The organism is Chitinophaga sp. HK235, from assembly GCF_018255755.1.
In the GTDB taxonomy this organism is placed as follows: Bacteria; Bacteroidota; Bacteroidia; order Chitinophagales; family Chitinophagaceae; genus Chitinophaga.
Map to the genome: position 1 here is coordinate 5,096,800 of NZ_CP073766.1, position 13,117 is coordinate 5,109,916.

A 13,117-nucleotide genomic window follows, 5' to 3' on the forward strand; every position below is an offset into this window, starting at 1 on the left:
TTTGCATAAATTCATAGGAATGAACGTTATACAGTAACCAGATCTTATTTTTATGAAGAACCTCCACTCACTATTAATGATTTTGGCAGGCTTCACATTGCTGATTGCCTGTAGTAAAGAAATGAGCAAGGACGGGACAGGTTTCCTCCCAACCTGTGATTATGCTCCTTACACCATCGGCTCCTCCTTTTCCTACATTGATGTTGGCCAGAAACAAGACACGACCTCATACACACTCACCGTTTCCGGTGATACTACCATCAACGGTACCTCCTATAAAAAGGTCCGCGATGACAGTGTGTTTTTCTGCTCCAACTGTAAAGATGGCATCTACACACAGATTGCCAGCCTCCTCACTTTCCAGGGATATAAAGCCGATAACGTTCCGCTTACCTACCTGAAGGAAACTGTACCTCAGGGCAGTTCCTGGCAGGACACCGTCAATGTCAGTAACGGTACCGTTACTACCAAGGCGATCCTGCAACATACCATCATCCAGAAAGGCTTCACCAAAACCGTCAACGGTAAAAACTACCCTGACGTGATCGCTGTCAAACTGGATGCCTCAACAATTCTACTGGAGAACGCCGTACCTGTCGGTACCGTGTCTACCAGCTACTACGCCAAAGGCATTGGCCTTATAGAAGCAGACCAGACTCAGGATACCATCAAACTGGTATCCTATATCATCAAGCCCTGATTAATAATCCTTCCATACCATCGTCAGAAAGCGCTCTACGGCTCTTCGTACGTTCGTGGTCGTATCCTGATGGTTATTCACCAATACACTGAAGACCAGTGTTTTATTTTTCTTTGTCACCAGATAACCGCTCAGCGCCACTACCCCGCTCAGCGTGCCTGTTTTAGCGTGTACAAACTGCTGCTGATAATAATTACGCAGTGTTCCCTTTCCTCCGGTGGGAAATATCTCCCATAACCTTTCCTGAGGATACTGTTGGTACAGCATGGTTAATACACTGACAAAATCCCTGGGTGTAAAGAGATTATAACGTGACAGACCTGAACCATCCACCCACTGCGGAGGATGTGGCAAGGCTTTCAGATCGCCTTCCAGCAGCCAGTTGATCATTTTTTTGCTGCTGATGGTATCCCACATGGCTGCTGATGCCATCATAAGAGTTTGTTCTGCAAAGAAGTTGTCACTCCGGTGCATCATTGGTCTGAATAAAGAGTCTGCCGGTATGCTTTTTAATAGTTTAAAGACAAGGTTGCCGGTGTTAACGGCAAGGCCTATACGCTTATGCAAGGTGTCCTGCAGCCTTTCCCGCAGTTGTTGTTCTGCGCCTGTAATAAAAGGCACCTCCGTCAGGGAAGCTTCTTTATAGTCAGGGTTGTATTTCAGGAAGAAGAGATTGTTCCTTTCATCCCTGTCGGTAGATACTTTGCTGATCGTGCGGTCTGCCGTGGCTTCCAGGTCATACAGTGCGGGGATCATGTGGCTGGTATCACCATGATGATAAAGGCGAATCACGTTGCCGTACATAGGCCATTCGGTTAGCTCAGGCTGGTAGTCATCTGCATAGTCAGACCATGACCATCCCGGACCGTAGCGTTTATTCAGATTAACAGCCGGCACCAGATAGATGGACTTACCGGTTTGTTGCAACAGCTGCAGCAGCGGCTGGAAAGTATAGTCCGGATGCAGGAAAGACGGGTCCGCTACTCCTTTCACAAAAATGGCGGTATCATTTTCATAGTAACGGGCAGCAGGCAGGGAATCTCCCAGCAATTTCATCCCGGTAAACAGGGAAAATATTTTGGTATTGGAAGCGGGTGTAAAAAACTTGTCATCCTGATACTGGTACCAGTATTTTTGAGTGGCTGGCTCATAGATAGAAATCCCCACGTGTGCCTGTTCCAACGGCTTTTCATGCAGCAGGGAGTGGTTGGCCCACTTGCTGATGGCCGCAGTTTGTGCAGATACCTGTAAAGACAATCCAATTGCAGAAAGGAGTAAAAGAAATCTCATGGTGGGAAATTACTGATAAATAAAATGGGAAGATATCCGCAGACATCTTCCCATGATGTTAATTACTGAATTGTCTGTAATCAGGAAACGAAGTATTTGGTGATGCCCGGTTTGGCGTAGGCGTAGTTACCGGAAGCATCAGGCAGTACCGGAGGAGGCGCATCAAAAGCATATACTTTCGGCTGCAGATTCAATCCGGAGTTAAGCGCAGTATCCCAGTTGATCACCTGGCCGGAATAGGTCGCCAGACGGCCGATGATGGCGGAAAGTGTAGCTTCGGCGCCACGCTGTGCATCCGCAAACTTATACTCTCCTTTGGCGATCGCCGCAAACAGTTCGTCGTGTTCTGTCTGATAAGGATTGTTTTCCTTTTTCTTGTCAAACTGGTACAGCACTTTTCCTTTATGATCTACTATCTGGGCTCTGTCGCAGTAAATGCGGCCCTTAGTACCTACTATCTCCTCATCTACCTTGCTGGGTGCGTCTTTCCAGTGACGGCACTGGCTGTTCATTACCACTCCGTCGGCATAACGATACTCTACATAGTGGTGGTCGAATATTTCACCGTATTCCTTGCCGGTACGCACAGCACGGCCACCCATACCACCAGCTGTTTGCGGGGTGGCATTCTTAAACCAGTTACCTACGTCGATATTGTGGATATGTTGTTCTACGATATGGTCGCCGCAGAGCCAGTTGAAATAGTACCAGTTACGCATCTGGTATTCCATTTCAGAGTATTCAGGTTTACGTGGTTTTACCCACAGTGCGCCCTGGTTCCACCATACCTGCATGGAGAGGATGTCACCGATGATACCATCCTGTGCGCGTTTGTAGAGTTCGCGGTAGGAGTTCTGATAACGACGTTGCAGGCCTACTACTACGTTCAGTTTCTTTTGTTTGGCGATGGCTGCAGCTTCCAGCACTCTTTTGATACCAGCAGGATCAGTGGCTACGGGTTTTTCCATAAACACATGTTTTCCTTGTCTGATGGCTTCTTCAAAGTGGATAGGCCGGAAACCCGGAGGGGTGGTGAGGATGACTACATCGGCGAGTGCGATGGCTTGTTTGTAACCATCGAAGCCGATGAATTTATTTTTTTCCGGAACGTTTACGCGACTGGCTTTATCGCCTAAAGCTTCCTTGATATTGTTATAGCTGTCGTTCAGCCTGTCCGGGAAGGCGTCGGCCATGGCTACCAGCTGTACGTTTTCTTTAGTGCTCAGCGCCTGTGTGGCAGCACCGGTACCGCGTCCGCCGCAGCCTACCAGGGCTATTTTGATCACATCGGAAGAACCGGAAAAGTAATTGGCTTTAGATAAGATGGGTAATGCCAGCAATCCGCCTGCAAGCATAGAGGTTTGCTTTACGAAATCGCGGCGTCCCTGACCGTGGAATTTTTGTTCGTTTTCCATAAATACGTTGTGCTTTAAATTTTTTTAGGAGGATGAGTGGTACTAACGTGAGCCTTTATATTTGTCGATAATTTCTTCGAAGAATTTTTCTGCCTCTTCAGGAGTGGGTTGTTTTGCAGGCCTTACAATTCTGAAACCGATGAACGGAGCATCTGCATTCCACCAGGAGCTTTTAGGGATCTGCGGATCTCTGCGGTTCCATATCGGATCGGATTTCAGGCGGGCTGCACTGCGCAGTGCGGGAGCAGCATCATTGTAGTTCCCTCCTTTGATTACGCGCGACATTTTCGCGGTGGGCATCGTCCAGGGATCGGTGGCGATAGCATTGGCCACTCCGCTTTCATCATACTGATCGAGTGTCCATTCTGCCACGTTGCCCAGCATGTCGTACAGGCCCCAGGCATTGGGTTGCAACTGGGCTACTTTATGATATTTCTCGCCACTGTTTTCTTTAAACCAGGCGTATTTTTTCAGTTGAGATTCATCTGCACCAAAAGGATAGGCGGTTTTGGCACCAGCACGACAGGCATATTCCCATTCTGCTGCAGTGGGGAGGCGGTAAAAGACGCCTGTTTTGGCATACAGCCACTTACAATACATCAGGGCGCCATACTGGCTCATACTGTTGGCCGGGAACCCGCCTGCCTTACCCATGCCCAGGGTAAGATCGATATATGGAGGGCTGGGACGGGTCATCCCGTCGGGGATGGGAGTTTTGTCCTTTTCCGCATCCGCATAAATATCATACTCGTCGAAAGTCACTTCTGTGGCTCCCATCCAGAAATCAGCGATGGTTACATTTTTGGCAGGTCCTTCATCCTTGTTTCTTCCTTTTTCATTGTCCGGGCTTCCTAACGCAAAAGTGCCTCCTTTGATGGGCATCATTTTAAAACTTACCGTGGTTCTGGGGATCTGTTGCTCGTACGGCGTGAAGGTTTGCTGTGCCTGTACTGCAGTACTATTGCTGAGCATACCGCCCAGCAATAAGGTCACGTAATATCTAGTCATCCAAACGTTTTATAGTGGGTGAATTTAAAAAATACAAAAATGGAATGCAATATTTTTTTATGAATGCGAAAAATGCAGGATGGATTGAATTTTTTTCAGCTTTGTTAGCATTTCCTTATAAAAGCGATTAAATTTAGCCGAATGTCCTTTTATGTCATTTTAAAATTAACCTAACGTTATGGAAAGAAGAAAATTCCTGCAACAGGGCACTTTAGCCGGTATCTCCGCGCTGGCACTGGGCGGTATCGCCAGCAAAAGCCAGGCTGCTCCTGCCGGTGAGCGTGCCGTCAAGGAAAAACCTTTCAGCCTCAACTATGCCCCACATGACGGCATGTTTAAAAACAGCGCCGGCGCCGACTTTCTGGACCAGATCAAATACGCTTACGACCAGGGTTTCCGATCTATTGAGGATAATGGAATGATGCACCGCCCTGTAGCAGAACAGGAAAAAATAGGCAGCCTGCTTACCAAACTGGGTATGACTATGGGCGTGTTTGTAGTAGACACCGGCAACAACTGGAAAACTTCACTGGCTTCCGGCAAACAGGAGTTTACCGATGCTTTTGTGAAAACCTGTAAAGAAAGTGTGGACGTGGCTAAACGCTGCAATGCCAAATGGGCCACTGTAGTACCGGGCTTCTTCGACCGCAGTCTGCCTATGGGCATCCAGACCTCCAACGTAGTGGCAGCCCTGCGCAAAGGTGCCGCCATATTTGAACCACATAATCTTGTCATGGTACTGGAACCGCTGAGTGATACCCCCGAGCTTTTCCTCCGCACTTCCGAACAGACCTACGAAATCTGTAAGGCTGTCAACAGCCCTTCCTGTAAAATATTATACGATATCTACCATATGCAACGCAATACCGGCAACCTTATCCCTGTGATAGATATGTGCTGGGACGAAATTGCGTATATCCAGATCGGTGACAACCCTGGCCGCAGAGAACCTGGTACCGGCGAAATCAATTACAAAAACATTTTCAGACATCTCCGTAAAAAAGGATACCAGGGAGTACTGGGCATGGAACACGGCATCGCCGGCCAGGGCAAAGAAGGAGAAGCTGCACTGATTAAGGCATATAGGGAAGCCGACGAACTGTGATTTATGTGATGAATGCTGATGTACGAAGATCTACGCGAATCATTCAAGATAATTTTTTAGCAAGAAACCCGTCTGATAGTTATCAGACGGGTTTTTGTTTTTTATGATGTTAATCTCCACACATCAGGCGCATCAGTACCATGATATAAATCAAGTTACAGTTATGTTTTTTTTTGTTACCTTAACTATACCTTAAAACACTATACTATGGGTGGTTTTTTGCTTCGCATATTAGTGAGTGCGCTGGCAGCGATGTTAACAACTTATCTGCTGAAGCCAGCTGTGAAAATAGACAGTTTTGTTACGGCCCTGTTACTCGCGCTGGTACTGGCATTGTTAAATGCGTTGGTACGACCACTACTGGTACTATTCACCCTTCCGGTAACCCTGTTGACCCTGGGGTTATTCCTGTTTGTTATCAATGCTGTGATCATCCTGCTGGCGGCCAAAATTGTTCCTGGTTTTAAAGTGGATGGTTTCTGGTGGGCGATGTTGTTCAGTATTGTGATGACTATCATCAACAGTGTTCTGAGCAGCCTTGCCGGCGCCAATAATGATTAGCCCTTACCCTAAACATTGTAAAATAGCCTGTACATCATGTATTTCGACCGGTCTAACCTAAGCGACACGGAGCTGCTGTCTTTTTACAGAGCGCTGCTATACCCCCGACTGATAGAGGAAAAAATGCTGCTGCTATTGCGGCAAGGAAAGATAAGTAAATGGTTCTCCGGCATAGGCCAGGAAGCTATCGCAGTAGGCGCCACCCTGGCACTCGAGCCGGATGAATGGATTATGCCGCTTCACCGCAACCTGGGCGTGTTTACTACCCGGAATATGCCACTCAGCAAGTTGTTTATGCAGTGGCAGGGCAGTGAAAACGGCTACAGCAAAGGCCGTGAAAGGTCCTTTCACTTTGGCAGCCGGCCATACCACATCTGCGGTATGATCTCCCACCTGGGCCCTCAACTCTCTATTGCCGACGGCATTGCACTCGCTCATCAACTCAAAAAGGAACATAAGGCAGCACTTGCCTTCTCCGGAGAAGGCGGCACCAGTGAAGGTGAATTTCATGAAGCCCTCAATGTGGCAGCCGTATGGGGACTACCCGTTATTTTCCTGGTGGAAAACAACGGTTATGGCCTCAGCACCCCCGTCAGTGAACAATACCACTGCAACAGTCTTGTAGACAAAGCCGTTGGTTATGGTATGGAAGGTGTTCAGGTAGATGGTAACAACCTCCTGGAAGTTTACCAGACCATCCGCACAGCACGGGCTTATGCTGTCAAAGAACAGAAACCTGTGCTGGTAGAAGCGATGACTTTCCGTATGCGAGGCCACGAAGAAGCCAGCGGTGTAAAATACGTGCCCCCGGAGCTTTTTGAGCAGTGGAGCAAAAAAGACCCGGTGATGCAGTTCGAAACTTTTATGCAGGAAATTCATCTGTTGAATACGGAAAGCATTGAAAGTATCCGGCAGGAACTGAAACACCGTATCGAAGAAGAAGTGGCCAAAGGGCAGGAAACAACGCCTCTTGTAGTCAATACCGATAACGAGCTGGCAGACATCTATGCGCCAGCACCACCGGTAGTATCTCCTTCCGGCACCGCCACGGAGAAACGTTTTATTGATGCGATTACCGAAGGATTGCAACAGTCTATGGAGCAATACCCCGAGCTGGTCCTTATGGGCCAGGACATTGCAGCCTATGGCGGAGCCTTTAAGATCACAGATGGTTTTCTATCCCGGTTCGGGAAAGAAAGGGTGCGTAACACCCCGATCTGTGAAAGCGCTATCGTGGGCACGGCCCTGGGGTTGGCTATCGGCGGATTTAAAAGTATGGTGGAGATGCAGTTTGCGGACTTTGTAAGCTGTGGCTTTAACCAGATCGTCAACAACCTTGCTAAGATACACTACCGCTGGGGCCAGACGGCCGATGTGGTGATCAGAATGCCCACCGGTGGCGGAGTAGGCGCCGGCCCCTTCCACTCACAGAGTAATGAAGCCTGGTTCACCCATGTTCCCGGCCTGAAAGTAGTATACCCTTCCACACCGGAAGATGCCAAAGGGCTGCTGACAGCTGCCCTCGCCGATCCCAACCCGGTGATGTATTTTGAGCATAAAGCTTTGTACCGCAGTATCAGCGGACCGGTACCTGAAGCGTATTATACGGTGGAAATAGGGAAGGCAAGGCTGGTGCAGTCAGGAGATGATATCAGCATCATCACCTATGGCAGCGGTGTACACTGGGCCATGGAATATGCGGCAGCACATCCGGAAATCTCTATCGCTATCCTGGACCTCCGTACCCTTCTGCCGCTGGACTATACCGCCATCAGCGAAGTCGTGGCCCTTACCGGCAAAGTGCTGGTGCTTCATGAAGATACCCTGATCGGAGGCTTCGGTGGTGAAATAAGTGCCTGGATTGCAGAACACTGTTTCCACCTGCTGGATGCGCCCGTTATCCGATGCGCCTCCCTGGACACCCCCGTGCCTTTTGCCTCCCCTCTGGAAAAAAATTTCCTGTCCAAATCCCGGCTGGACAAGTGTATCCAACAATTAACCCGCTGGTAACGACCGGTATGATTGGGAATTTAACCCGAAAGTTTTAATTTGCACCCTGGAAATAAACAAAATCATTATACAATGTTGATGAATCTTTTAACAGTAGTACAGACCACCAACTTTTACAAAGTAGGCGACAGCATTGGTCATTTTCTGGCACCGGTTGCCATCGTTGTTTTTGCGCTGATGTTCATTTATGCATGGGCTAAATACGCAAAACTCTAATCACCCTGTTTTTTCACATCGCATTATAGAAGAAAAGGCTTCCTCAACGGAAGCCTTTTTCTTTGTTACTCATGTCTTTATACCTGATCAGCCATTGCTGAGAGTCTTTTCTATCAGTGCTTTCAGCTCCGGTGTAGACGGACGGGGTGCATCAATCGTTACGATATTGCCTTTCTGGTCGAACACCATAAAACGGGGAATCCCTTTGATATCGTAAAACCTGGTAATGTCGCTCCAGCCAGCACCAAAGAGCTGTACACCTTTCATTTCCTGTTTTTTCACAAAAGCCGCCCATTTCTCTTTGTCTTTTTCTTCATCTACAGAGAAACCAACAAAAGTGACGTTTTTGCCTGCCATTTCCTCTTCCAGCTGCTGCAGATAGGGCAGTTCCGCTTTACAAGGTCCGCACCAGGTAGCCCATACATCTACTACCACTACTTTTCCTTTCAGATCGTTGAAAGCCACCTTTTTACCGCTCATATCTTCACCGGTGAAGTTAAAGCCAGCCTCTCCGGTAGCAAATTTGCGTACAGCCTTTTCTGCCGCCAGGTAACGCTGCATCTGACCGTCAGTAACCAGGTATTTTTTAACCGGTGCTACCGCTTCTGTAAAGGTTTCAAAGGTTTTGTAACCACCCAGACTTTCTGTAATAAACAGCCCTTTGATGGTATCGTTACAGAAAAGGCCGGACATTTTTTCCAGTGTAGGAAGTCCTTTGGGCTTCTCTTTTGCCATCAATTGGGTAAACATAGCGTATAAACGAAGGATGCCCGCAGCCTCACCATTTGCCAGCAGTTTGCTGTCACAGAACTTTTTGTCCTGTACCACCTGCTGATAGTAGGCCGGATACTGGCTATGCTCCGGGTGTTTGGAACGCGGCGTCATCAGAAACAGGATGGCTGCATTTTCTACATCCACATCCATGGTGTATTGCAGCAGCTCATTGAATTTTTTGTTGGGTGTGTTCACCGCTTTTTTCAGACTGGCTACTTTAGGCACAAAAGCTTCGAGCTTCGGAAAAAAGGAGACATAGCTGGAAGTGTCACTCAGGCTGGCAGGTTTGGAGATCACGCGCAGCTGGTCATTCCATTGTTGCAGCTGTTTGTTTTCTGCCGATCCGGATTCCACCGTGTAGGTCCCGTTGTCCATCTTCAGTTTCAGCTGATCTCCTGGCTTCACATAGATACGGGTATCTCCGCCACGGTCTCCTGCGGAGAGGTAGTAAAAACCTTCCTTAGGTGCGGGTACTGCAAAGGCAAAGGCATGCTGTGCATTTACCATCGCATTGGCGATTTCTGTTTTGCGGCCTTCATCTACTGCATACAGTGTTATTTTTTTGGCTTTTTCAGGGGCCTGGCCCTGAATAACGGCGAGAGAGGGAACGGTTGCCGGCCCTGCAACTGCACGGGCAGTCAGTACCACGCAGGCTACCAACGGCAGCAGTCTGCTTACGTTAAATTGATTCATTTTAATGGTGGTTTGGTTTTGGTTTTCGATTATAATCGTTGTGGCCCAAATATAGAAAAGGCAATGAAGATGGGACAGACAATTTTTTCAGCGGCTCAAAACCGTTATGAGTCATTCTTCAGGGCGTATGTACTGGTTGTAGTAGTGTTGGGCTAACTGGTAATTTTCATCATCAAAACATACGAGCACCACTTCTTCTATTGCGTCATCCTCTTCAAGGAAGTGGACGATGGTCTCCATGGCAATGCTGGCGGCCAGGTCTTTCGGGAAATGATAGATCCCGGTGCTGATATTCGGAAAAGCAATGGAGGTAACATGATGACGGGACGCCAGCTGCAACGAATGTAAATAACAATTGGCCAGCAGCTGCATTTCGTTATGGTTGCCTCCATTCCATACCGGACCTACGGTATGGATCACATACTTTGCCGGCAACCGGCCACCGGTGGTAATGACGGCTTCTCCGGTTTTACAGCCACCCTGACGAGCTACAATTGCTCTGCAGTCTTCCAGGATAGCAGGACCACCGGCTCTGTGGATAGCACCATCTACGCCACCGCCACCCATCAGAGATGTATTGGCAGCATTCACAATAGCCATCGTTTCCATTTTGGTAATATCGCCTTTGATGATCCGGATTTTCCTATATGCCATAACGTTATACTGTTCTTACATATACCAGTTTACCGGTTTTTTTACCGCTTTCCCTGATATCAATTTCGAAATTAGGAAAACTTTTTATCAGCTGTACCAGCTTGTTAAAGCCGTAGTTACGGGCGTCGAAGTCAGGTTGTTTCTTCAGCAACAGGTTACCCAGTTCACCGAGGTAGGCCCATCCATCTTCGTCTGCGATATCGTTGATACTGGTAGACAACAGGTCTATCAGCTCTTTATCCGCCTTGCTGATACCTTTAGGCTTTTCTTTGCTGGATTTGGGTTTGCCAGGTTCCGTTTTCTTTTCTCTTATCTGTAATATTTCCAGATAGATAAATTTATCACAGGCAGCACGAAAGGCACTGGGGGTCTTCCTCTCGCCCATGCCGATGACACGCATACCGGCCTCCCGGAGTCTGGTGGCCAGTCTGGTGAAATCACTATCACTGGATACGAGGCAGAAACCATCTACCCTGCCGGTGTACAGGATATCCATCGCATCAATAATCATGGCTGAGTCGGTGGCATTTTTTCCGGAAGTATAACTGTACTGCTGGATGGGGGTGATAGCATAGTCCAGTAAAACACCTTTCCAGCCTGTAACGGTGGGTTTTGTCCAGTCTCCGTAAATTCTTTTGAAGGTGGGGTTACCGTATTTGGCTACTTCTTCCAGCATCCCCTTGATATTGTGGTAGGGTATATTGTCGGCATCTATCAGTACTGCAAGTCGGAGATCGTTTATATTGTCCATGTGGAATACTTTGGGTGTATTTAGGAATCTGGTTATTTAATTAACTGAATATAAGTAATCAGTTCATCAAATAACCAGATTCCCAAATATTACTATTTGAGATAAGAACGAATCATCCATGCCAGTTTCAGGTGTTTCTGCAGCAGTTGTGTTGCAAAGTCGCTGGAGCCTTTATCTTTATATTTTTCATCGAATTCGTCGATCAGTCTGCGCAGGTTACGGATGATGGTTTCGTGATCGTCCAGCAATTCCTGTAACTGTTTTTTCTGATCGTTGGAATATTCAGATTCGAGCAGGTTGGTAAGTTTCAATACATCGGAATAGCGGCCTTCCGCATAGTGCCCTACCTGACGGATATATTCTGCCACTTCATCAGCAATTTCTTCCAACTCTTCATATTGATCTTCATAGAACTTATGCATTTCCATGAAATTAGGCCCTTCAATATTCCAGTGGCAATTACGTGTTTTTGCATAAACCAGTAATTCATCCGCTAACACTTTATTCAACTCCAATGCTATTTTCTTCGCGTGATCCGCTGTAATACCAATTTCGATTTTCATATCTTGAATTTTTTTGGTTTAAATAAATGTACGATTTCTTAAGACGGGCTACTATGATGTTTATCATAAATTAACAACCGGTATAATAAACAGGTACATAGGCTCTTTTGTTCAGGTTTTAACCATTAGGCCAACATATTTGCGAAAATTGTACCATAGTTGTTAATTTTGCGTGCATGGACCATTCTTCCGGAAAAATCTACACCCTGCACTTTATTCTCTTATGCCTGAGTAATGCACTATTTTCTGCCAGCTTTAATATGATGATCCCTGAGCTGCCCGCCTATCTGAGCAAAATGGGGGGAGCAGATTACAAAGGATATATTATTGGTTTGTTTACACTAATGGCCGGATTATCGCGTCCATTCAGCGGTAAGCTTACCGATACGATCGGGCGGGTGCCGGTGATGATTTTCGGTTCGCTGGTATGTGTTGTTTGTAGCTTGCTTTACCCACTTGTCAGCACTGTTGGGGCATTTCTGCTACTCCGTTTTTTTCATGGTTTTTCCACTGGTTTTAAACCTACTGGTACTTCTGCCTATGTTTCCGATATCATTCCCTACAATCGCCGTGGTGAAGCCATGGGCATGGTAGGACTGGCCAGCACTATTGGTATGGCGCTGGGGCCCGCCATTGGCGGATATATGGCTGTAAGGTGGAATATCAATGTGATGTTTCAGCTGTCTGCTGTGTTTGCCCTTTTATCTGTAGTGATATTGATTGGCATGAAGGAAACACTGGCCAACAAACAATCTTTCCGGTTTTCTTTGTTGAAAATCAAAGGAGAAGAAATATTCGAGCCACTGGTATGGTCGCCGGTGATCATCTGTTTTCTGACGTATTTCAGCTATGGAGCGATGCTGACCATCATCCCTGACTTCAGTGCATTCCTGGGTATTAACAACAAAGGACTTTTCTTTACCTTTTTCACTGCCAGTTCTATCGGTATCCGTTTGCTGGCCGGTAAGGTATCCGATCGTTATGGCCGTGTGCCGGTGTTAAAGGTTTCTGCCTTGCTAATGGCCGCTTCCATGCTGATGATGGGCTTTGCCACCACCGCTGCCCTACTGATGGCTGCCGCTGTTGTATATGGCATCTCTGTAGGGCTTAATGCTCCGGCTATTACCGCCTGGACCATCGACCTCGGTCAACCGGAACATCGCGGCCGGGCGCTGGCCAGCATGTATATTGCCATGGAAGCCGGTATAGGACTGGGGGCCTATTTCTCTGCCTTTGTTTACAACAACAATGCTTCCCATTTCCCGGCCACTTTCTATCTGTTTGCCGGTATTACACTGCTGGCCACCATTTACCTCTCCTTCTTTTATAAGAAGCCGGCCATGGCGACCAGAGAATGTTGATCCATTTGCTTCCACT

The 13,117-nt window shown here is 47.4% G+C and carries 13 protein-coding genes; 6 read left to right on the forward strand and 7 right to left on the reverse strand.

Features of this window, described 5'->3' with window-relative positions; genetic code table 11:
- Positions 1 to 52 precede the first annotated feature (52 nt).
- Positions 53 to 700 (forward strand): hypothetical protein, encoded by a 648-nt coding sequence (locus KD145_RS18990; protein ID WP_212000820.1) that lies wholly within the window; start codon positions 53 to 55, stop codon positions 698 to 700.
- Here KD145_RS18990 and KD145_RS18995 read toward each other — a convergent pair whose 3' ends face one another.
- The 3 genes from KD145_RS18995 to KD145_RS19005 all read right to left on the reverse strand — a co-directional run bounded on the left by KD145_RS18995 (position 701) and on the right by KD145_RS19005 (position 4,413).
- Positions 701 to 1,990, reverse strand: a complete 1,290-nt coding sequence (locus tag KD145_RS18995; RefSeq protein ID WP_212000821.1) for a D-alanyl-D-alanine carboxypeptidase — start codon at positions 1,988 to 1,990, stop codon at positions 701 to 703.
- 80 nt (positions 1,991 to 2,070) lie between these two features.
- A complete protein-coding gene (locus KD145_RS19000; protein ID WP_212000822.1) occupies positions 2,071 to 3,405 on the reverse strand; it encodes a Gfo/Idh/MocA family protein in 1,335 nt (444 codons plus the stop codon).
- Between the two features lie 42 nt (positions 3,406 to 3,447).
- The gene (locus KD145_RS19005; RefSeq protein WP_212000823.1) at positions 3,448 to 4,413 is read right to left on the reverse strand and encodes an SUMF1/EgtB/PvdO family nonheme iron enzyme; all 966 of its coding nucleotides are present in this window, start codon (positions 4,411 to 4,413) and stop codon (positions 3,448 to 3,450) included.
- A 178-nt stretch (positions 4,414 to 4,591) separates the two neighbouring features.
- On the opposite strand from KD145_RS19005, the gene KD145_RS19010 reads away from it, so the two are divergent.
- From KD145_RS19010 to KD145_RS19025, 4 genes are all read left to right on the forward strand, one after another.
- Entirely contained in the window at positions 4,592 to 5,518 is a 927-nt protein-coding gene (locus KD145_RS19010; RefSeq protein ID WP_212000825.1) for a hydroxypyruvate isomerase family protein, read from the forward strand.
- Positions 5,519 to 5,725: 207 nt separating this feature from the next.
- Positions 5,726 to 6,079 carry a phage holin family protein gene (locus KD145_RS19015; RefSeq protein ID WP_212000827.1) on the forward strand — a complete coding sequence of 118 codons (354 nt, stop codon included), beginning with the start codon at positions 5,726 to 5,728 and terminating at the stop codon, positions 6,077 to 6,079.
- A 36-nt stretch (positions 6,080 to 6,115) separates the two neighbouring features.
- On the forward strand, positions 6,116 to 8,089 hold the full coding sequence (locus tag KD145_RS19020) for a thiamine pyrophosphate-dependent enzyme (RefSeq protein ID WP_212000829.1): 1,974 nt from the start codon (positions 6,116 to 6,118) through the stop codon (positions 8,087 to 8,089).
- A gap of 72 nt (positions 8,090 to 8,161) precedes the next feature.
- Complete coding sequence (locus tag KD145_RS19025) at positions 8,162 to 8,305, forward strand: hypothetical protein (RefSeq protein ID WP_211327105.1); 144 nt, start codon at positions 8,162 to 8,164, stop codon at positions 8,303 to 8,305.
- 87 nt (positions 8,306 to 8,392) lie between these two features.
- On the opposite strand, the gene KD145_RS19030 is transcribed toward KD145_RS19025, so the two are convergent.
- From KD145_RS19030 to KD145_RS19045, 4 genes are all read right to left on the reverse strand, one after another.
- Complete coding sequence (locus tag KD145_RS19030) at positions 8,393 to 9,772, reverse strand: TlpA disulfide reductase family protein (RefSeq protein WP_212000831.1); 1,380 nt, start codon at positions 9,770 to 9,772, stop codon at positions 8,393 to 8,395.
- Between the two features lie 111 nt (positions 9,773 to 9,883).
- Positions 9,884 to 10,426: an O-acetyl-ADP-ribose deacetylase gene (locus tag KD145_RS19035; protein ID WP_212000833.1), complete on the reverse strand. Its 543-nt coding sequence runs from the start codon at positions 10,424 to 10,426 to the stop codon at positions 9,884 to 9,886.
- 4 nt (positions 10,427 to 10,430) lie between these two features.
- Positions 10,431 to 11,177, reverse strand: a complete 747-nt coding sequence (locus tag KD145_RS19040; protein WP_212000835.1) for an NYN domain-containing protein — start codon at positions 11,175 to 11,177, stop codon at positions 10,431 to 10,433.
- 92 nt (positions 11,178 to 11,269) lie between these two features.
- Complete coding sequence (locus KD145_RS19045; protein WP_212000836.1) at positions 11,270 to 11,740, reverse strand: Dps family protein; 471 nt, start codon at positions 11,738 to 11,740, stop codon at positions 11,270 to 11,272.
- Between the two features lie 176 nt (positions 11,741 to 11,916).
- Between KD145_RS19045 and KD145_RS19050 the strand changes: the two genes are divergently transcribed.
- Positions 11,917 to 13,101, forward strand: a complete 1,185-nt coding sequence (locus tag KD145_RS19050) for an MFS transporter (RefSeq protein WP_212000838.1) — start codon at positions 11,917 to 11,919, stop codon at positions 13,099 to 13,101.
- Positions 13,102 to 13,117 lie beyond the last annotated feature (16 nt).